This is a genomic window from Aminobacter sp. MSH1 (assembly GCF_003071665.1).
Lineage (GTDB): Bacteria > Pseudomonadota > Alphaproteobacteria > Rhizobiales > Rhizobiaceae > Aminobacter > Aminobacter niigataensis.
In genome coordinates this window covers 4,118,930-4,138,133 of the sequence record NZ_CP026265.1, presented here as the reverse complement: position 1 = coordinate 4,138,133, position 19,204 = coordinate 4,118,930, and the positions used below count along the sequence as shown (strand labels likewise).

At 63.3% G+C, this 19,204-nt stretch carries 18 protein-coding genes; 2 read left to right on the top strand and 16 right to left on the bottom strand.

Annotated elements, in window-relative coordinates; all coding sequences use genetic code 11:
* Positions 1 to 9: 9 nt before the first annotated feature.
* The gene (locus CO731_RS20405) at positions 10 to 1,086 is read left to right on the top strand and encodes a nitronate monooxygenase family protein (RefSeq protein WP_108608584.1); all 1,077 of its coding nucleotides are present in this window, start codon (positions 10 to 12) and stop codon (positions 1,084 to 1,086) included.
* 18 nt (positions 1,087 to 1,104) lie between these two features.
* Here CO731_RS20405 and glpK read toward each other — a convergent pair whose 3' ends face one another.
* From glpK to CO731_RS20360, 9 genes are all read right to left on the bottom strand, one after another.
* Entirely contained in the window at positions 1,105 to 2,598 is a 1,494-nt protein-coding gene (gene glpK, locus CO731_RS20400; RefSeq protein ID WP_108608583.1) for a glycerol kinase GlpK, read from the bottom strand.
* 90 nt (positions 2,599 to 2,688) lie between these two features.
* Positions 2,689 to 4,413: an ABC transporter substrate-binding protein gene (locus CO731_RS20395; protein ID WP_108608582.1), complete on the bottom strand. Its 1,725-nt coding sequence runs from the start codon at positions 4,411 to 4,413 to the stop codon at positions 2,689 to 2,691.
* A gap of 74 nt (positions 4,414 to 4,487) precedes the next feature.
* Positions 4,488 to 4,769 (bottom strand): DUF2160 domain-containing protein, encoded by a 282-nt coding sequence (locus tag CO731_RS20390; protein WP_055979040.1) that lies wholly within the window; start codon positions 4,767 to 4,769, stop codon positions 4,488 to 4,490.
* A 13-nt stretch (positions 4,770 to 4,782) separates the two neighbouring features.
* Positions 4,783 to 5,673 (bottom strand): carbohydrate ABC transporter permease, encoded by an 891-nt coding sequence (locus CO731_RS20385; RefSeq protein ID WP_245439930.1) that lies wholly within the window; start codon positions 5,671 to 5,673, stop codon positions 4,783 to 4,785.
* A gap of 46 nt (positions 5,674 to 5,719) precedes the next feature.
* Positions 5,720 to 6,586 (bottom strand): sugar ABC transporter permease, encoded by an 867-nt coding sequence (locus tag CO731_RS20380; protein ID WP_067963210.1) that lies wholly within the window; start codon positions 6,584 to 6,586, stop codon positions 5,720 to 5,722.
* Positions 6,587 to 6,588: 2 nt separating this feature from the next.
* Positions 6,589 to 7,656: an ABC transporter ATP-binding protein gene (locus CO731_RS20375; protein WP_108608581.1), complete on the bottom strand. Its 1,068-nt coding sequence runs from the start codon at positions 7,654 to 7,656 to the stop codon at positions 6,589 to 6,591.
* Between the two features lie 9 nt (positions 7,657 to 7,665).
* On the bottom strand, positions 7,666 to 8,748 hold the full coding sequence (locus CO731_RS20370) for an ABC transporter ATP-binding protein (RefSeq protein WP_108608580.1): 1,083 nt from the start codon (positions 8,746 to 8,748) through the stop codon (positions 7,666 to 7,668).
* A gap of 37 nt (positions 8,749 to 8,785) precedes the next feature.
* Entirely contained in the window at positions 8,786 to 10,315 is a 1,530-nt protein-coding gene (gene glpD, locus CO731_RS20365; protein ID WP_108608579.1) for a glycerol-3-phosphate dehydrogenase, read from the bottom strand.
* A complete protein-coding gene (locus CO731_RS20360) occupies positions 10,312 to 10,608 on the bottom strand; it encodes a hypothetical protein (RefSeq protein ID WP_108608578.1) in 297 nt (98 codons plus the stop codon). The genes glpD and CO731_RS20360 overlap by 4 nt, the downstream gene beginning before the upstream one ends.
* 159 nt (positions 10,609 to 10,767) lie before the next feature.
* Here CO731_RS20360 and CO731_RS20355 point away from each other — a divergent pair, with 159 nt between their 5' ends.
* Complete coding sequence (locus CO731_RS20355) at positions 10,768 to 11,289, top strand: cytochrome c (protein ID WP_108608577.1); 522 nt, start codon at positions 10,768 to 10,770, stop codon at positions 11,287 to 11,289.
* Positions 11,290 to 11,370: 81 nt separating this feature from the next.
* Here the strand turns inward: CO731_RS20355 and CO731_RS20350 are convergent, their stop codons facing one another.
* From CO731_RS20350 to CO731_RS20320, 7 genes are all read right to left on the bottom strand, one after another.
* Positions 11,371 to 12,663, bottom strand: coding sequence for an NCS2 family permease (locus CO731_RS20350; protein WP_108608576.1), 1,293 nt, complete (start codon positions 12,661 to 12,663; stop codon positions 11,371 to 11,373).
* 326 nt (positions 12,664 to 12,989) lie between these two features.
* Positions 12,990 to 14,075, bottom strand: coding sequence for a sn-glycerol-3-phosphate ABC transporter ATP-binding protein UgpC (gene ugpC, locus CO731_RS20345; protein ID WP_108608575.1), 1,086 nt, complete (start codon positions 14,073 to 14,075; stop codon positions 12,990 to 12,992).
* Positions 14,072 to 15,001, bottom strand: coding sequence for a PfkB family carbohydrate kinase (locus tag CO731_RS20340; protein WP_108608574.1), 930 nt, complete (start codon positions 14,999 to 15,001; stop codon positions 14,072 to 14,074). Before CO731_RS20340 ends, ugpC begins: the two co-directional genes overlap by 4 nt.
* Positions 15,002 to 16,024, bottom strand: coding sequence for an SIS domain-containing protein (locus tag CO731_RS20335; protein ID WP_108608573.1), 1,023 nt, complete (start codon positions 16,022 to 16,024; stop codon positions 15,002 to 15,004).
* Positions 16,021 to 16,866, bottom strand: a complete 846-nt coding sequence (locus CO731_RS20330; RefSeq protein ID WP_108608572.1) for a carbohydrate ABC transporter permease — start codon at positions 16,864 to 16,866, stop codon at positions 16,021 to 16,023. The genes CO731_RS20335 and CO731_RS20330 overlap by 4 nt, the downstream gene beginning before the upstream one ends.
* A complete protein-coding gene (locus CO731_RS20325; protein ID WP_108608571.1) occupies positions 16,866 to 17,750 on the bottom strand; it encodes a sugar ABC transporter permease in 885 nt (294 codons plus the stop codon). Before CO731_RS20325 ends, CO731_RS20330 begins: the two co-directional genes overlap by 1 nt.
* 71 nt (positions 17,751 to 17,821) lie before the next feature.
* Positions 17,822 to 19,060: an extracellular solute-binding protein gene (locus CO731_RS20320; protein WP_108609952.1), complete on the bottom strand. Its 1,239-nt coding sequence runs from the start codon at positions 19,058 to 19,060 to the stop codon at positions 17,822 to 17,824.
* Between the last annotated feature and the right edge of the window lie 144 nt (positions 19,061 to 19,204).

Below are 19,204 nucleotides of genomic sequence, written 5' to 3'. Positions count from 1 at the left end.
GAAGCCAACATGTGGCCCGATCGTCGAATTCTTGATCTCCTGGGCCTCGACCTTCCGATCTTGCAGGCGCCGATGGCCGGGCCTGTCGATTCCGAGATGGTGATTGCCGTTTCCGAAGTTGGCGGACTGGGCGGCTTGCCCTGTGCGCTGATGACCCCTGAGAAGACGCGCACCGAACTCGGCATCATCCGCCAGCGCACCTCGCGGCCGATCAGCGTCAATTTCTTCTGCCACAGGCAGCCCGAGGAAGACCTCGCCCGCGAATCCGCGTGGAAACGCCGCCTAGAACCATTTTACCTTGAACTCGGACTCGATCCTGCAGCACCCACACCACGCTCGGCGCGAGCGCCTTTCGATGCCGAGTTCTGCGAGATCGTCGAGGAGTTCCGCCCCGAGGTGGTAAGCTTCCATTTCGGCCTGCCCGACGCTGGCCTGCTCGACCGGGTCAAGGCGACCGGCGCCAAGGTGCTGTCGTCGGCGACGACAGCCGACGAAGCGGTGTGGCTGGAGCAGCACGGCTGCGATGCCATCATCGCGCAAGGGGCCGAGGCCGGTGGCCATCGCGGCATTTTCCTCACCGACGACGTCGCCAATCAGGCAGGCACCTTCGCGCTGGTGCCGCAGGTGGTCGACGCGGTCAAGGTGCCGGTCATCGCAGCCGGCGGCATCGCCGATGCACGCGGTATCGTTGCGGCCTTCGTGCTTGGAGCCTCGGCGGTGCAGATCGGCACCGCCTATCTGTTCTGCCCGGAAGCCAAGGTGGCGGCCCCTCACAAGGCAGTGCTGCGCACCGCCAAGGACGATCATACCGCTCTGACCAATGTCTTCACCGGCCGGCCGGCGCGCGGCATCGTCAACCGCATCATGCGCGAAGTCGGCCCGCTGTCCGACCTGGCGCCCGCTTTTCCACTTGCCGGCGGCGCACTGGCGCCGCTTCGGGCGAAGTCCGAGCCGCAGGGTTCGGGCGACTTCATGTCGTTGTGGTCAGGCCAGGCCGCACGCCTCGGCCGCGAAATGCCGGCGGCCGAGCTGACGCGAACCCTTGCCGAAGAGGCGCAGGCGCTGCTTTCGAGCTTCGCCAGATAAGCTGACGGCCTCGAACAGCTACTTCGGCGTCAGCGTGCGGCGCACCGCGTCGTGCCAGCCCTTCAGCTTAGCGGCGCGCACGGCCGGTTGCATCTCGGGCTTGAACTGCCGGTCGAGCGCCCAGGCCTTGGCGAAATCCTTGGCCTTTGGCCACACGCCCGCCCGCGAGCCGGCGAGCCAGGCAGCGCCAAGCGCGGTGGTCTCGAGCACTGTCGGACGGTCGACCGGTGCGTCGAGGATGTCGGCGAGGCGCTGCATCGTCCAGTCGGAGGCGACCATGCCGCCGTCGACACGCAGCACCGTCTTGCCGTTCCTGGTCTTCCAGTCCTTCTTCATCGCGTCGAGCAGATCGCGGGTCTGGTAGGCGACGGACTCCAGCGCCGCCCGGGCGAATTCTTCAGGGCCGGTATTGCGGGTCAGCCCGTAAATGGCGCCACGTGCCTCGGCATCCCAGTGCGGCGCGCCGAGGCCTACGAAGGCCGGCACGAGATAGACGCTCTGTGTATCGTCGGCCTGTGCCGCCATCTCGCCACTGTGCTCGGCCTTGCCGATCACCTTGATGCCGTCGCGCAGCCACTGCACCGCAGCGCCGGCGATGAAGATCGACCCTTCGAGTGCATAGGTCGTCTTGCCGTCAAGCCGGTAGGCGATGGTGGTGAGCAGCCGGTTCTTCGAGCGCACGATATCGCTGCCGGTATTGAGGATGGCAAAGCAGCCGGTGCCGTAGGTGGATTTCATCATGCCTGGCTCGAAACAGGCCTGGCCGATGGTTGCCGCCTGCTGGTCGCCGGCCACGCCCAGGATCGGAATCTCGGCGCCGAACAACGCTTTCTCCGTGACGCCGAAGTCTGCGGCGCAATCCTTGACCTCGGGCAGCATCGCGGCCGGGATGCGCAGGATGTCGAGAAGTTCGGCGTCCCATGCGTTCTTTTCTATATTGTAGACCAGCGTGCGCGAGGCGTTGGTAGCGTCCGTCGCGTGCACCTTGCCGCCGGTAAGCCGCCAGATCAGGAACGAGTCGATGGTGCCGGTAAGCAGTTCGCCGCGCTCCGCACGTTTGCGCGCGCCCTTCACCTTGTCGAGCAGCCAGGCGATCTTGGTGCCGGAGAAATAGGGGTCCAACAGCAGTCCGGTCTTTTTGGTGAAGCGCGGCTCCAGCCCTTGCTTCTTGAGCTTGGCGCACAGCGGCGCGGTGCGCCGGTCCTGCCAGACGATGGCGTTGTGGATCGGTTTGCCCGTGGCTTTGTCCCAGATGACCACGGTTTCGCGCTGGTTGGTGATGCCGATAGCGGCGATGTCGGCGGCGTCCTTGCCGGCCTTCTTCAATGCAGTCTTGCAGGTCGAAACCACGCTGTCCCAGATTTCTTCCGGATCATGTTCGACCCAGCCCGACGCTGGGAAATGCTGGGTGAATTCCTTCTGGCCGATGCCGACAACTCTCATTGCCTGATCGAACACGATCGCCCGGCTGGACGTGGTGCCCTGATCGATCGCCAGAACGAAACCGCTCATTTCCGTCTCCTGCAGTCACTTGCAAAAATAGGGGAGACGGCACTGTGCCGTCTCCCCAGGTCCTGCCAGGCGGAAATTCCGCCTGAACCCTTACTTGCTCCAGCTCTTCACCAGTTCGTCGTAATTGACGGTGATCGGCTTTTCCTTCTCGTTCTCGATCTTCAGCTGAGGCGCAAGATTGCCGGCCTTGACCGCTTCCGCGTTCCAGTAGGCGAGATCATGCTCTTCCGCCAGCTTCGGACCGATATCGCCCTGGATGCCGGCGCGTTCGAGGCGTTCCATCACCTTTTCCTGCTCGGCGCAAAGCGAGTCCATGGCTTCCTGGGCCGTCTTGGCACCCGACGAAGCATCGCCGATCGCCTGCCACCACAGCTGGGCCAGTTTCGGATAGTCGGGCACGTTGGTGCCGGTCGGCGACCACTGGACGCGGGCCGGCGAACGGTAGAACTCGACCAGGCCGCCGAGCTGCGGCGCACGATCGCTGAAGCTCTTGTGGTCGAGGGTCGACTGGCGGATGAAGGTCAGGCCGACATGGCTCTTCTTCACGTCCACGGTCTTCGACGTCACGAACTGCGCGTAGAGCCAGGCGGCCTTGGCGCGGTCGTCAGGCGTGGATTTCAGGATCGTCCACGAACCGACGTCCTGGTAGCCGAGCTTCATGCCGTCCTTCCAGTAGACGCCGTGCGGCGAGGGCGCCATGCGCCACTTCGGCGTGCCGTCCTCGTTCATCACCGGCAGGCCTGGCTTGACCATGTCGGCGGTGAAGGCGGTGTACCAGAAGATCTGCTGGGCAACCGCGCCCTGGGCCGGAACCGGGCCGGATTCGGAGAAAGTCATGCCCTGCGCTTCCGGCGGAGCATAGGCCTTGAGCCAGTCGAGATACTTGACGATCGAGTAGACCGAGGCCGGGCCGTTGGTGTCGCCGCCGCGTGCTACGCACGAGCCGACGGGCTGTGACTTCTCGTTGACCTTGATGCCCCATTCGTCGACCGGCAGGCCGTTTGGCAGGCCCTTGTCGCCGTTGCCGGCCATCGACAGCCAGGCATCGGTGAAGCGCCAGCCGAGCGAGGGGTCCTTCTTGCCGTAGTCCATGTGGCCATAGACCTTCTGGCCGTTGATATCGCGGCCGGTGAAGAACTCGGCGATATCCTCGTAAGCTGACCAGTTGACCGGAACGCCGAGGTCGTAGCCGTATTTTGCCTTGAAATCGGCCTTGTTCTTCTCGTCGTTGAACCAGTCGTAGCGGAACCAGTACAGGTTCGCGAACTGCTGGTCGGGAAGCTGGTAGAGCTTGCCGTCCGGGGCGGTCGTGAACTTGCTGCCGATGAAGTCGGCGATGTCGAGGTTCGGATTGGTGACGTCCTTGCCTTCGTTGGCCATCCAGTCGGTCAGGCTGCGCGCCTGCAGATAGCGCCAGTGGGTGCCGATCAGGTCGGAATCGTTGACATAGGCGTCATAGATGTTTTCGCCCGACTGCATCTGCGTCTGCAGCTTTTCGATGACGTCGCCCTCGCCGATGAGGTCGTGCGTGATCTTGATGCCGGTGATGTCCGAGAACGCCTTGGCGAGCGTCTTCGATTCATATTCGTGCGTGGTGATGGTTTCCGAAACGACCTTGATGTCCATGCCGGCGAAAGGTTTCGCCGCATCAATGAACCACTGCATTTCGGCTTCCTGGCCAGCGCGGTCGAGCGCCGACATGTCCTTGATCTCGGTATCGAGGAAGGTTTTCGCTTCCTCCATGCCGGCAAAGGCATTGCCTGCGCCCAAAAGCAGGGCGATCACACTCGTTGATGCTAGAATATGGCGTCGCATTAATTTCCTCCCAAACAAGGTTGCATTGCCATTTGGCGCCGCCGCGGGCTTGCGGCGGCCCAACATTTCCCCCTCTAGACGAAGCGGAATACGCCGATGGCGTAGACCACTGCGAGAGCGAGAGCCCACCACAGGTTGGGCCCGATCAGGCCCAGCCATGCGAGATGAATGAAGGCGCTGCCGAGCAGCGAAACGAAAAGCCTGTCTCCTCGGGTCGTCTCGAACCTGAGGATCCCGACGCGCGGATTGCCGCCGGGCGAAAAATACTCCCACACGCCCATGCCAACCAGCATGAGGAAGATGGTGATGAAGAACGCCGCCGTCGGCAGCGTCCAGGCCATCCAGGAAAAGTCCATCACAAACGCTCCCTCAGACGCGGCCCAGGGCAAAGCCCTTGGCGATGTAGTTGCGGACAAACCAGATGACGAGCGCGCCCGGGATGATGGTCAAGACACCCGCCGCGGCAAGCACGCCCCAGTCCATGCCCGAGGCCGAGACCGTGCGCGTCATGATGGCGGCGATCGGCTTGGCGTCGGTGGTAGTCAGGGTGCGGGCGATCAACAGTTCGACCCAGGAGAACATGAAGGTGAAGAACGCCGCGACCCCGATGCCGCTTGCGATCAGCGGCACGAAGATCTTCACGAAAAAGCGCGGGAACGAGTAGCCGTCGATGTAGGCGGTCTCGTCGATCTCCTTGGGTACGCCCGACATGAAACCTTCGAGGATCCACACCGCCAGGGGCACGTTGAACAGGCAATGGGCGAGCGCGACGGCGATATGCGTGTCGATCAGGCCAAAGGCGGAATAGAGCTGGAAGAAGGGCAGGGCGAACACCGCCGGCGGGGCCATGCGGTTGGTCAGAAGCCAGAAGAACAGGTGCTTGTCGCCCAAGAAGCGATAGCGCGAGAAGGCATAGGCCGCAGGCAGGGCAACGGAGATCGAAATCACCGTGTTCATGACCACGTAGATGATCGAGTTGATGTAGCCCTTGTACCAGGACGGATCGGTGAAGATCACGCTGTAGTTGCGCAGCGTCGGGTTTTGCGGCCAGAGCGAGAAGGCGCCCAGGATTTCCTGGTTTGACTTGAAGCTCATGTTGATCAGCCAATAGATCGGCAGCATCAAGAGGATGATGTAGATCGTCGGCACCACCCACCAGAAGCGCGATTCCTCGCCGCGCCGCCGCATCCGCCGGGCGAGCGCCGCGTCCGCAGGGCCGCCATGGGCGGCGCGTTCCGCAGCCGGCGCATTGCGCATCATCTGGTCCTTGTCGACGTTCACGACGGCTTCCCTTGTCCCCGCCATCTCACTTCTCCACGTCGTAGTTGGTCATGACGGTGTAGAAGACCCATGACAGCAGCAGCACGATCAGGAAGTAGATGATCGACATCGCCGCCGCCGGGCCGAGGTCGAACTGGCCGACCGCCATCTTGACGAGGTCGATCGACAGGAAGGTCGTCGAATTGCCGGGCCCGCCGCCGGTGACGACGAAGGGCTCGGTGTAGATCATGAAACTGTCCATGAAGCGCAGCAGCACGGCGATCAGAAGCACGCGCTGCATTTTCGGCAGCTGGATGTAGCGGAACACCGCCCAGCGCGAGGCGCCGTCGATCTTGGCCGCCTGGTAGAACGCGTCGGGGATCGACACCAGCCCGGCATAGCAGAGCAGCACGACCAGGCTGGTCCAGTGCCAGACGTCCATGACGATGACCGTCACCCAGGCGTCGAACGGGTCGTTGACGTAGTTGTAGTCGAAGCCGAGGGCGTGCAGCGTGTAGCCAAGCAGGCCGATGTCGATGCGTCCGAAGACCTGCCAGATGGTGCCGACGACATTCCACGGAATGAGCAGCGGCAGCGCCATCAGCACCAGGCAGACGGGCACGCCCCAGCCTTTCCTGGGCATGTTCAGCGCGATGAAGATGCCGAGCGGGATCTGGATCGCCAGGATGATCGCCGAGAAGATCAGGTTGCGGCCCATCGCCGCCCAGAAGCGGTCGGAGTGCAGCATCTCCTCGAACCATTCGGCGCCGGCCCAGAAGAACTGGTTGCCGCCGAACGTGTCCTGCACCGAATAGTTGACCACCGTCATCAGCGGGATGACCGCCGAGAACGCCACCAGCACGAGCACCGGCAGCACCATGAACCAGGCTTTGTTGTTCCAGGTCTTTTCCATGGTCAGGCTCCCATCTCGACGCGCCAGGACTTGTCGTAGAGGTTGATGCCGGCGGGATCGAAGGTGACGTGCGGATCGGCTGGCACGTTGTCGTCTTCGCCCAGGATCGCCGCGATCTCGCGGCCTTCGAGGCTGGCGCGCACCACCTTGTGGCGGCCGATATCCTCGACCTTGCGCACGGTGACGGGCATGCCCTTGGCGCCCAGCCGTACGTATTCGGGGCGGATGCCGAGTTCGATGCCATTGCCTTCGGCCTTGGGCGCGCCGGGCAGGTCGATTACTTGCTCGCCGAGCCGGGCGCGCCTGCCATCAACTGCCACCGGCATGACGTTCATGCCGGGCGAGCCGATGAAATAGCCGACGAAGGTGTGCTTGGGGCGCTCGAACAGTTCGGCCGGTGTGCCGATCTGGACGATCTCGCCGTCATACATCACCACCACCTTTTCGGCGAAGGTCAGTGCTTCGGTCTGGTCGTGGGTGACGTAGATCATGGTGTAGCCAAAGCGGCGGTGAAGCTGCTTGAGCTGCGAACGCAGTACCCACTTCATGTGCGGGTCGATGACGGTCAGCGGTTCGTCGAACAGGATGGCGTTGACGTCCGAGCGTACCAGTCCGCGGCCGAGCGAGATTTTCTGCTTCTGGTCGGCGGTCAGCCCGCGCGCCTTGCGCTTGGCCCAGCTGGCGAGGTCGATCATCTCGAGCGTCTCGCGCACCTTTCGGTCGACATCGGCCTCGGCGACGCCACGGTTGCGCAGCGGGAAGGCGAGATTGTCGTAGACCGTCATGGTGTCGTAGATGACCGGGAACTGGAACACCTGGGCGATGTTGCGCTCCTGCGTCGACAGCCGGGTCACGTCCTTGCCGTCGAACAGAAGCTGCCCGTGCGAGGCGTGCAGCAGCCCCGAAATGATGTTGAGCAGCGTGGTCTTGCCACAGCCGGACGGGCCGAGCAGCGCATAGGCGCCGCCATCGTCGAAGCTGTGATGCACTTCCCTCAGCGCATAGTCCTTGTCGGATTTCGGGTTGGCGCCGTAGGCGTGGCGGATGTGGTTCAGGTCGATGCGTGCCATCTCGCCCTCCTATGCTGCCAGTTGCGATGGCGAGGCGGCCGAACGGCCGTTCGCGTCGAACACCATGACGTGGCGTGGATCGATGAAGACCTCGATCGCCTCGTCCGGCTCGAACTGGCGGATGCCATGGGCGAGCATCACCCATCGCGCATCTGCGTAGTTGAGATGAACGAAGCTTTCAGAGCCGGTAATCTCGGTCACCGTCACCTTGGCCTTCACGCCAACCGCATCTGCGGTGCGCTTTTCGAAAGAAAGATGGTGGGGTTGGAAGCCGATCGTATAGCTGGCGTCGGCAATGCCGGCGAGGTCTGCCGGCACCGGGAGGTCCACCCCACCATCAAGCTGGAAACTGCGACCGCTCTTCTTCAACACGATCGTGTTGAGCGGCGGGTCGGCAAAGGTCCGCGCCGTGACCAGGTCGTTCGGCTTGCGGAACACCTCGATCGTCGGACCGAACTGCGTGATGTGGCCTTCCGACAGCGTCGCGACATTGCCGCCGAGCAGCAGCGCCTCATGCGGTTCGGTCGTCGCATAGACGAAGATCGCGCCGGTCTCGGCGAAGATCTTCGGAAGTTCGGCGCGCAGTTCCTCGCGCAGCTTGTAGTCGAGATTGGCCAGCGGCTCGTCGAGCAGCACCAGCCTGGCATTCTTGACGATGGCGCGGGCAAGTGCTGTGCGCTGCTGCTGGCCGCCGGAGAGATTGAGCGGGGTGCGGTCGAGATAGGGCGTCAGCTTGAGCAATTCGGCGGCGCGCTTGACTTCCTGGTCGATCCTGGCCTTGTCGGCGCCGGCAACGCGCAGCGGCGAGGCGATGTTCTCGTACACCGTCATCGCCGGATAATTGATGAACTGCTGGTAGACCATCGCGATGTTACGCTTTTGCACCGGAACGCCGGTGACATCCACGCCATCGAACCAGACCGAGCCGGAGGTCGGCTTGTCGAGCCCGGCCATCAGCCGCATCAGGCTGGTCTTGCCGGACAGCGTCGGCCCCAGCAGCACGTTCAAGCTGCCATGCTGCAGCTTGAGCGAGACGTCGCGGATGTGGTCCGCGCCGGCAACGGTCTTGGTTACATTGCGTAATTCCAGCATTTCCCCTCCTCCCAGAGGCAGATTCAGGCGGTGGCGCCTACTCCGCCGCGGCGTTGTGCACGCCCGGGCTTATTCCATGCATGAATTCGTCAAGTGACGCGGCCTGCTCCTTGCCGAGCTTGAGACCGCGTTTGGTGCGTCGCCAAAGAACATCCTCTGCCGTCACCGCCCATTCGTTGTCGGCGAGGTAGCGAACTTCTGCCTCGTAAAGATCGGCACCGAAATTGCGCCCGAGGTCCGTCTCCGATCTGGCAAGGCCAAGCAACGCCTTGGCGCGCGTGCCGTAGAGACGGGTCAGGCGCCGTGCTAGACGCATGTCGAGAAACGGGTAGGCGGCCTTGAGCTTCACCACTTCCGTATCGAAGGCTGTCGCCTCGAACTCGCCACCTGGCAGGGCAGCCGTCGCGGTCCAGGATTTGCCCTTCTTGCCCAGGTGCTTTTCGATGATTTCCAGCATCGACTCGGCCAGGCGCCGGTAGGTTGTGATCTTGCCGCCGAAGATGTTGACGATCGGGGCATGGCCGTCGCGACCTTCGGACTTCAGCACGTAGTCGCGCGTCGCTTCCTGGGCCTTGCTGGCACCGTCGTCATAGAGCGGCCGCACGCCGGAATAGGTCCAGACGATATGCTCTGGCCTGACCGGTTCAGCGAAGTATTCACTCGCCGCGTTGCAGAGGTAGTCGATCTCGGCCTGGCTGATCTTTGCCTGGCGCGGGTCGCCGTCATAGTCCTGGTCGGTGGTGCCGATGAGAGTGAAGTCTTCCTCATAGGGAATGGCGAAGATGATCCGCCCGTCCTTGTTCTGGAAGAAATAGGCGCGCGGGTCGTCGAACTTCTTCGCAACCACGATATGGCTGCCCTGGACCAGGCGCACATTGTGGACGTTGTTCTGCCCGACGGTCTCGGTCAGGACATGGTCGATCCACGGGCCGGCAGCGTTGACGATCAGCCGCGCCTTGACCTCTTCGATCTGACCGCTGCGGAGATCTTCGACGAGGATGTTCCAATGACCGTTGTCACGTCGCGCGCTCGTCACCTTGGTGCGGGTGCGGATGACGGCCCCGCGGTCAGCCGCGTCGCGGGCGTTGAGCACCACAAGACGGGCGTCGTTGACCCAGCCGTCCGAATATTCGAAGGCACGCAAGAACATCGGCTTGAGCGGCTTGCCGGCGGCGTCGCTGCGCATGTCGAGCGTGCGGGTTGCTGGCAGAAGCTTGCGGCCACCGATATGGTCGTAGAGAAACAGCCCGAGCCGGATCAGCCAGGCGGGACGCAGGCCCTTGGCGTAGGGCAGGACGAAGCGCATCGGCCAAATGATGTGCGGCGCGTTGCGCCACAGCACCTCGCGTTCCATCAGCGCTTCGCGAACCAGCCTGAACTCGTAGTGCTCGAGATAACGCAGGCCGCCATGGATCAGCTTGGTCGAATAGGAAGACGTGCCGCTGGCCAGATCGCTCATTTCGGCGAGGTAGACGGAGTAGCCGCGACCAGCTGCGTCGCGTGCGATCCCGCAGCCGTTGATGCCGCCGCCGATGACGAAGATGTCGTGTATCTCGGGTATGCTCACGCCTTCGTCGCCTTTTCGCACTGCAGCAATTTCAGGATATTCCGAAGCTCAATTTCGATTATTTCGAACTGGAAATGAATGTCAAACGAAATATACCGATGATCGAGTCGCTCGGCTTTACGCAACGGAGCATGGCTGACTTCACCGAATTTGCGACGATTTTTGCCTGAAATGCGTTGAATCTTCTGTTCTTGAACCCGCGAACCGGATTCGGCGTGGGGATTGCAAGGCAATTGCCGGTTGCGATGTTCGTTTTCCACGATGCCGTACAAAAACGAAAGGGCCGCGGCCATCGCGATTTGCATCGCCGATCGCGGCCACGATGGAGTGATCGTTGCTGGTCAGCGTCTCGCAAGGGTGCGAGAATTGGGTGACCCGCGTCTATGCCAGGGCGGGGAAAACAGGCGGCGGAATGCGAGGGAGCAGAAACAGGCAACGTCAGGGGTGAAGCGATGTTTCGAACGCCGATTGGACTTGCATTGTGGGCCGCAACATTTGCCATGTCTTCGGCAGCTATTGCCGACGAGGCGCAGGTGGCACGAGGCGAATATCTCGTGACGATGGGCGGCTGCACCGACTGCCACACGCCGGGCTATCTCTTGGGCAAACCCGATGATTCGAAGTTTCTCGGCGGCTCGGATGTCGGTTTTGAGATTCCGGGTTTGGGTGTCTTCGTTGGCCGCAACATCACGCCAGACAAGGAGACGGGCATCGGCAACTGGACGACCGAGCAGATCGTCACCGCGCTCCAGACCGGCCAAAGGCCGGACGGGCGGGAATTGGCTCCGATCATGCCCTGGCGTGCCCTGGCCCAACTCACCCCCGAAGATGTGGGCGCGATTGCCGCCTTTCTCCAGAGCGTGAAGCCGGTCAGCAATGCCGTGCCGGGGCCGTTCAAGCCGGGCGAAAAGGTATCGACCTTCACGTTCCGGATCTTGCCGCCGGGCGAGACCGCGGCAGCGGCGCCCAAGTGAGGCAGTCGTCCGTACGGCTGGGCTGAAACGAAAATCGCCGGAGGCTGCTGACACAGCCTCCGGCGATGCTGTTGTGGAGCTTCAGTGCGGGAAGAAAGCGAAGCGGATGATGAACAGCGCTGCCACCAGCCACGTTGCCATGTGCACCTCGCCGGGCCGTCCGGTCAGGAGCTTGAGTGCTGCGTAGCTGACGAAGCCGAACGCCAGGCCGTTGGCGATCGAATAGGTGAGCGGCATCATCAACGCGGTCAGCGCCGCAGGTGCCGCCTCGGTGATGTCGGCCCATTCGACCTCGACGAGTTCGCGCATCATCAGGCAGGCGACGTAGAGCAGGGCAGGGGCCGTCGCATAAGCCGGCACCGAGCTGGCCAGCGGCGAGAAGAAAAGCGCTGCAAGGAACAGCACGGCAATGACCAGTGCGGTAAGGCCGGTGCGGCCGCCGGCCTGCACGCCCGAGGCACTTTCGACATAGGCGGTGGTGCTGCTGGTGCCGAGCAGCGAGCCGGCAACGATTGCCGTGCTGTCGGCCAGAAGCGCGCGTCCGAGGCGGTTCGGCTTGCCCGGCTCGATCAGGCCGGCGCGCTTGGCGACGCCGATCAGCGTGCCGGTTGCATCGAACACCTCGACCAGGACGAACACCAGGATGACGTGCACCAGGCCTGCATGCAGCGCGCCAACGACGTCGAGCTGCAGGAAGGTCGGCAGGATGGATGGCGGCATCGAGACGATGCCGTTGAACTGGCTGACACCGAGCGCCATGGAGGCGATGGTGATCACCAGGATACCGATCAGGATCGCGCCGCGCACCTTGAGCGCGTCGAGTGCCGCGATGATGAAGAAGCCGGCGATGGCCAGCAGCGTTCCGGTCTGGCTGAGGTCGCCGAGCGTCACCAGGGTTGCCGGGCTGGCAACGACGATGCCCGAGCTTTTCAGCGCGATGATGCCGAGGAACAGGCCGATACCGGCGGCGATCGCGCTGCGCATCGATTGCGGGATGCCGGCGATCAGCCAGCTGCGCACGCCGCTGACGGTCAGCAACAGGAAGATGACGCCCGAAATGAAGACGGCACCCAGAGCCTGCTGCCAGGAAAAGCCCATGGCGCCGACCACGGTGAAGGCGAAGAAGGCGTTGAGGCCCATGCCCGGAGCCATGCCGATCGGCCATTTTGCCACCAGGCCCATGATCAGCGAGCCGAGTGCCGCGGCAAGACAGGTCGCCACGAACACGGCGTTGCGGTCCATGCCCGTCGACGACAGGATCTCTGGGTTGACGAAGATGATGTAGGCCATCGTCAGGAAGGTCGTGACGCCGGCGATCACTTCGGTGCGAACCGTCGTCCCTTGTTCCTTCAGGTTGAAATACTTCTCGAGCACTCTTTGCTTCCTCCCATGCGGTGCGGGGAGCGGCCGTCCGTCACGCGCAAGGCTGCAATGGTCCATGATCCCGAGCGGATCGAAGAACCCCGTGGCCTTGCCGAGCGTTGCTGCTCCTCACGCCGTCGGCTTTGACGCTGTTCCAGCGTGTCCATCCCAGCCGACTGTGGCCCATAATCCAGCGCAAGACATGGCTGTCTGCGCAAACCGGATTAACTTCTGCTCGTTGCATTGATGGCACAAGAGGCCACACAGCTAATTCTGTGAGAAGCAGTTTCGCGTTTTTGGGGAGGAATTGCCGGCCGACTTATACCCAGTGACTTGTCTTACGACGATACTTCGCAAGCCTTTCCGGTCTTGGGATCGAAAAGATGCAATGCTTCTTCATCGAACGCAAATCTGTGGTTTTCCCCTTCGCTGATCCGCGCGCGTGGCGCAAGGCACGCAATCAGCTTCTGCCCGCCGATCCGCGCTGTCGTGATCAATTCCGGACCGGTCAGTTCGACGACTTCGACCGTTGCCGGCAACGACAGCCCGGCGACGTTTTCGGTTGCGAGCCGTAGCGCCTCGGGGCGTATGCCAAGCGAAAGCCTGGCCCCATCGCCGATCGCAGCGTATCGCGCCGGCAGCGGGATCGCCACATCAGATCCTGCCACCTCGAGCGCGCCTCCGCGCACAGTGACGTCAAGGATGTTCATCGGCGGCGCGCCGACAAAGCCCGCGACATAGAGCGTGGCCGGGCGGTTGTAGATCTCTTCCGGGGTTCCCAGTTGCTCGATCCGGCCGTCCTTCATCACCGCGATCCGGGTGGCCAGCGTCATCGCTTCGATCTGGTCGTGCGTGACATAGACCACGGTCGTTCTCAGCATCTGGTGCAGGCGCTTGAGTTCGGTGCGCATCTCCAGCCGCAGCTTGGCATCGAGGTTGGAAAGCGGTTCGTCGAACAGGAACACCTGTGGTTTGCGCACCAGCGCCCGGCCGATGGCAACGCGCTGGCGCTGGCCGCCGGAGAGCTGGCTCGGCTTGCGGTCGAGCAGCGCTTCGATCTGCAGCAGCCGGGCCGCTTCCTGTACGGCCTTGTCGCGCTCTGCGACTGGCACCTTGCGCATCTCGAGCCCGAAGCCGATGTTCCGGCGGACGCTGAGATTGGGGTAGAGGGCGTAGGACTGGAACACCATCGCGATGTCGCGGTCCTTGGGGTGGACGCCGAGGATCGAGCGGTCGCCGATCCTGATGTCGCCGCTTGTCGCCTCGACCAGCCCGGCGATGATGTTGAGCAGGGTGGACTTTCCACAACCCGACGAGCCGAGCAGCACCAGGAACTCGCCGCTCTGCAGGGCGATATCGATACCCTTCAGTGTTTCGATGGCCCCGTAGCTCTTGCGGATGTTCTGGATTTCAAGCGCACTCATGCAATACCGTTCCTGAAATCCGGCAGGCTGCCGTAGCTGCGGGGCAGGGTGGAGATTGCGCGCGATGCCACCTGCGTTCCCGCAGCCAGGCACGCGGCGAGGGGCTGGTCCTTGGCAAGGGCCGCGAGAAAGGCCGAATTGAAGACGTCGCCGGCGCCGATCGTGTCGACGACCTTCACTTGCGGGGCGGTTGCCGATGCCAGCTTGGCATCGGCATCGATGGCGATGGCGCCATCCGGTCCGCACTTGACCACGACGATGGCGCCCTTGCGCATGCTGGACCAGATCGCCTGTGCCGCCTCGGCGGGATCGTCGCGGCCGGCCAGCGTCGTCATTTCGACCTCGTTCAAGAGCGCGCAATCGCAACGTGAAAGCCAGGCGCGGGTCGTTGCGCAGTTCGCCGCGGTCCAGCCGTCCGGCGGCCAGCCCGTATCGAGAACGACCGAGATGTCGTGGCCATGCGCCCAGTCGAAGAAGGCCTCGTATTCGCGGGCGAGGTCAGTGGTCAGGAACGAGCCACAAAGCAGAGCATAGCCGCCGGCGAGCCGTTTGCCGTCGAGTACTGAAAGCGTGTCGGCAAGGCTGAAGCGGGGCAGGTGGCCGTGCGTGGTGAAGAACGTGCGTTCGCCGTCGGGGTGGGTGATGCCGACCGACAGCGTCGTGCGCTCCGAAGAAATGGCCCACTTCGCCGCGCGGCGGCCAAAGGCTGTGCGCAGCCATAAGCCGAACTGGTCGTTGCCGACATTGGCGGCGATCTCGAAATCGACGCCGAGCGCCTCCCAGGCAAGGGCAGAGTTGCCCGCCTGGCCGCCGACGCGCAACTCGTCGTGGTCGACGATGATCTCAGTACCGGCCTTGGGCCAGGGGGCCGTCGGTCCGAGAATGAGGTCGACATTGACGTTGCCGATCACCGCTAGAGGCCGCATTCATTCGCTCCGGGTAATCTTGGTCGAGCGCACCGGCGTGCCGGCATTGTCGACGCGGGCATCGGCGAAGGCGATCATCAGGCGCTGTGCCGTCGGCAGCATCGCAAAGATGGCGGCCATGCCGGTGGCCCGCTTGAACCGAAGCGTGACGGCGCCGGCAACGGGTGCCACGCCGGACGAATCGAAGATGACGACCGGTGCTCCTGTCTCGATGGCCGACAACGCCATTGCCGTGACGAGAGAGGCTGTCGGGTCGTCGCCGCGAAACAGCACGACGCCGATGTCGGGGCCGAGCATTTCCATCGGTCCATGACGAAGCTGCCCGCCTTCGAGCGAGAAGCACGGACGCCGCGACAGCTCAGTCAGACCGAGGGCGAGGGCTTCGGCAACGCCTTGCAGGCGACGCCCCGAGGTGACGACGGTGGCGACGTTCTCCAATGCGGCGAGTGCGGGGCGGATGTCGACGACTTCGGGTGCCTGGAGCGCGACGAGCGCCCCGCTCGGGTGTTCGCCAAGTGCGGCCAGGATGGCGAGATGCAAGGCCAGGGTGACGGTCAGGCTTCGCGTTGCCGCAAAGGCGAGCTCGGTGCCGCCGATGCCGACCAGCGACGGCGCGGTGCGAGCCAGGAATGAGCCGGCCTCCAGCGTCAGCCCGAATGTCTCGGAATTTCCGCCGGCCTCGGCGAACCAGCGCAAGACCTCGGCGCTTTCACCCGATTGCGAGGTCATCAGCACCGTGCGGCCATCGAGCGCCAGCGGCTGGCCGAGCTGTTCCGATAATGGCAGTGCGATGGCATCGATACCGAGCGCGCGATAGAGCGGCTCGACCGCGCGTCCGACAGCATGCGAACCACCCATGCCGAGTAGCAGCAACTGCCCCGTGCTGGCCAGCGAGGCGGCAACCCTGGCGGCCATTTCCGCGGATTCTGCGAACGATGCCAGTGCATCGCCGTACTGGCGCGCCATTTCGCGGTCGATCGCCACGAGCCCGGCAGGCCTGGTCTCTTGTTGCGTCATGGTCATCCTTTCACGCCGCCGCTGGTCAGCCCCGAAATCAGGGCGCGTTGCATGACGAGGCCGATCAGCACCGGGGGAAGTGCGGCGAGAACGCCCGCGGTGGCGATCAGTCCGTAGTCGGAAACGCGCCCGCCAGCGAGATCGGCAATGGCCACCGTCAGCGTCTTGGCGCGCAGGTCCGACGTGAACAACAGTGCATAGAAGAATTCGTCCCACGCAAGCAGCAGCGCAAACAGCGCTGACGTCGCCACCACCGGCGCTGCCAGCGGCAGGGTGATGATGCGTAGTGTCTGGAACAGGCTGGCGCCGTCGATCATCGCCGCGGACTCGATTTCCCTCGGGATGGAATCGAAGCCCGACTTCATCAGCCACGTCGTGAACGGCGCAAGGATGGTCAGGTAGACGAGCGCCAGGCCGAAGATGTTGTTGAGCAGGCCGAGCCAGGCAAGGCCCATGTACAGCGGCACGGCCAGCGCCACCGGCGGCAGCATGTAGGTGGCGATCACCATCGAAAGCGACCAGCCCACCGTCGGCGTGCGTGACACCGCCCAGCCGGCGGGGATGGCCAGCGCGATCGCAGCGACTGTTGCCATGCCGGCGATCCTCAAGCTGTTGTAGAGCGAGGCGACAAAGGCAGCCCCCGCGCTGTTTTCGACCGTCGACAGCAGCATCCGGTAGCGCGAGAAGTCGACCTCCTGCGGCCACCAGCGCAGCGGCTTGGCCGACAGGTCCGCGGCAGGCGAGATGCTCATGATGAACAGCCACAGCACGGGTGCCAGGATCAACACCGCCAGCAGAAGTGCCGACGCGTAGATGAAGACAGTGAAAACGAGGCCCTTGCGTTCCATCAGGCGGTGCTCCCCGCGACTTTCCTGACCAAAGCGGCATAGGCAACGGCCAGGACCGTGACCAGCAAGGTGACGATCAGCGCCAGCGATGCGCCGGAACCGGCGCGCTGGAACGAGAATGCCTCCTGGTAGACAAGGATCGACAGCGTCCGCGTCGAATTGGCAGGCCCGCCGCGGGTCATCACCCAGATGATGTCGAAGACCTTGAACGCCTCGATCGTGCGCAGCACCAGTGCCACCATCAGCGGTCCGGCCAGATAGGGCAGGATGACGAAGCGGAAGCGGTTGATTGGTCCGGCGCCATCGACGAGCGATGCCGCGGTGATGTCGCGCGGTACGGCCTGCAGGGCAGCCAGTGCGATGAGTGCGACGAGCGGGAAATTCTTCCAGCAGTCGGCAACGATCAGGGCTGTGAGCGCGGTATTGGGTTCGCCGAGCCAGGAACGGTAGGCATCAAGCAGGCCGATCTGCGTCAGTGCGGCGTTCAAGGCGCCATATTCGGGATTGTAGATCAGCCGCCACAGCGTGGCGTTGACCACGGTCGGCAGTGCCCAGGGCAGGATCATCAGGGCGCGCAAAAGCGCGCGGCCACGAAACTGCTGGTTCAGCAAGAGGGCGGCAAGGACGCCCAGTACCATTTCCGCTGCGACGGAGATGACCGCGAACCACGTCGTGGTTATTAGCGTACGCTGGAAATTCGAGCCTGACAGCATCTTTGCGTAGTTGTCGAAGCCGACGAAATTGCCCTGGGTGCCGACGAGCTTGGCATCGGTGAACGACAGGCGGACGGTGTCGACGAGGGGCCAGCCGATGACTGATATCATGACCACGAGCAAGGGCAGCATCAGCAGCCATGCGCGGGTCGTCATCCATGAGCCCGACATGAGGAGACTCTTTCACCGGAACCGAAAGGGCCGGGCGGCCGAAGCCGCCCGGAGAGTTGGGGCAGTAAAACCTAGAGGCCGCTGTTTTCGGCGGCACCCTTCAAGGCGTCTTCCGGCTTGGCCTGGCCGAGCAGGGATTCCTGGATTGCCTGCTGCAGCGCCGTCGACAATTCCTGGTATTTCGGCGTCGTCGGGCGCGGATACATCGCGGCCAGGCCGATCTTGGCTGCGGCGATCAGCTCTTCCTGTCCCTTGGTGACGGCCGGATCCTCGTAGGACGAAGCCCAGATCGGCAGGCTCAGCTTGGCATACTGGTTCTGCGTCGCCTGCGAGGTCATGAAGGTGATGAACTTCCATGCCTCGTCGGGGTTCTTGCTGGCAGAGGTGATGCCGAGGCCCATCGAACCGTTGACGGCTGAAACCTCGCTCTTGCCGGCGACGCCGGGGGCGGGAACGACACCGACCTTGCCCGCGACCTTGCTGTCCTTGGGGTCGTTGGCCATGTTGTACATATAGGTCCAGTTGAGTGCGAAGGCCGCTTCGCCGTTCTGGAAGACCTTGCGCACGTCCTCTTCGAGGAATTCCTTGGAGTTCGGGTTGGTCAAGCCGGAGGTGTAGCTGGTCACCATGTAGTTCAGGGCGTCGAGCCCGCCGCCGCTCTGGAACGCCGGCTTGCCGTCCTTGAGGAACTCGCCGCCATAGGCACTGACCAGCGTGGTGTAGTCGCAGATCGCGGCTTCGGCCTGCGACCAGCTCCACGAGATCGGTGTTGCCAGAAGGCCCTTGTCCTTGATGATCTTGGCCTGCTCGGCCAGTTCGTCCCAGGTCTTGGGCGGGTTCTTGATGCCGGCCTTCTCAAGGATTTCCTTGTTGTAGAACAGATACTTGGTGTCGAGAATCCAAGGCATGCCGTAGGACTTGCCGTCATAGTTGACGGTGGTCCAGGCGCCGGGCAGGACGCCCTTCTTCATGTCGTCGGTGATGCGCGAGGAGACGTCGACCAGCACGTTGTTGCTAGCATATTCGGCCGGCCAGATGACGTCGAACAGCACCACGTCGTAGCCGCCGCCCGAACCTTGGGCGAGCACGGTCTTGTCGTGCAGGCCTTCGTAGGGCACGAATTCGAGATTGACCTTGATTTCGGGATTGGCCTTGGTGAAGGCCTCGGTCATGGCCCGCACGTCCGCCTCGCTGTAGGCGGCCTGCGCCATGAACAGCGCATTGATCGACGTTTCGGCGAAAGCCTGGGGCACGAAAGCTGCGCCAATGAGAGTGGCACCCAGCAGCGCCCTGCTAAACGATTTCAACATTGCATCCTCCATTATCTGACGTTGGCAAATCCTGTGATGCCGGCGCCACGCGCCGCCATCTCGCTTCGGAAAGGCGTCGCACGAAGGTCTCGGCGTTCTTTCCCAGGCGGTGTCACAGTCGAAAAGCACGACGGCTCCAGCCGT

Excerpts from the sequence above, each read along its gene's own strand:
- CO731_RS20360 (WP_108608578.1), bottom strand. The coding sequence starts at position 10,608 with ATGGCCGCGGCCCTTTCGTTTTTGTACGGCATCGTGGAAAACGAACAT.
- CO731_RS20335 (WP_108608573.1), bottom strand. The coding sequence starts at position 16,024 with ATGACCATGACGCAACAAGAGACCAGGCCTGCCGGGCTCGTGGCGATC.
- CO731_RS20385 (WP_245439930.1), bottom strand. The coding sequence starts at position 5,673 with ATGATGCGCAATGCGCCGGCTGCGGAACGCGCCGCCCATGGCGGCCCT.
- CO731_RS20340 (WP_108608574.1), bottom strand. The coding sequence starts at position 15,001 with ATGCGGCCTCTAGCGGTGATCGGCAACGTCAATGTCGACCTCATTCTC.
- CO731_RS20330 (WP_108608572.1), bottom strand. The coding sequence starts at position 16,866 with ATGGAACGCAAGGGCCTCGTTTTCACTGTCTTCATCTACGCGTCGGCA.
- CO731_RS20320 (WP_108609952.1), bottom strand. The coding sequence starts at position 19,060 with ATGTTGAAATCGTTTAGCAGGGCGCTGCTGGGTGCCACTCTCATTGGC.
- CO731_RS20395 (WP_108608582.1), bottom strand. The coding sequence starts at position 4,413 with ATGCGACGCCATATTCTAGCATCAACGAGTGTGATCGCCCTGCTTTTG.
- CO731_RS20390 (WP_055979040.1), bottom strand. The coding sequence starts at position 4,769 with ATGGACTTTTCCTGGATGGCCTGGACGCTGCCGACGGCGGCGTTCTTC.
- ugpC (WP_108608575.1), bottom strand. The coding sequence starts at position 14,075 with ATGAGTGCGCTTGAAATCCAGAACATCCGCAAGAGCTACGGGGCCATC.
- CO731_RS20370 (WP_108608580.1), bottom strand. The coding sequence starts at position 8,748 with ATGCTGGAATTACGCAATGTAACCAAGACCGTTGCCGGCGCGGACCAC.
- CO731_RS20405 (WP_108608584.1), top strand. The coding sequence starts at position 10 with ATGTGGCCCGATCGTCGAATTCTTGATCTCCTGGGCCTCGACCTTCCG.
- CO731_RS20325 (WP_108608571.1), bottom strand. The coding sequence starts at position 17,750 with ATGTCGGGCTCATGGATGACGACCCGCGCATGGCTGCTGATGCTGCCC.
- CO731_RS20380 (WP_067963210.1), bottom strand. The coding sequence starts at position 6,586 with ATGGAAAAGACCTGGAACAACAAAGCCTGGTTCATGGTGCTGCCGGTG.
- CO731_RS20355 (WP_108608577.1), top strand. The coding sequence starts at position 10,768 with ATGTTTCGAACGCCGATTGGACTTGCATTGTGGGCCGCAACATTTGCC.
- CO731_RS20375 (WP_108608581.1), bottom strand. The coding sequence starts at position 7,656 with ATGGCACGCATCGACCTGAACCACATCCGCCACGCCTACGGCGCCAAC.
- glpK (WP_108608583.1), bottom strand. The coding sequence starts at position 2,598 with ATGAGCGGTTTCGTTCTGGCGATCGATCAGGGCACCACGTCCAGCCGG.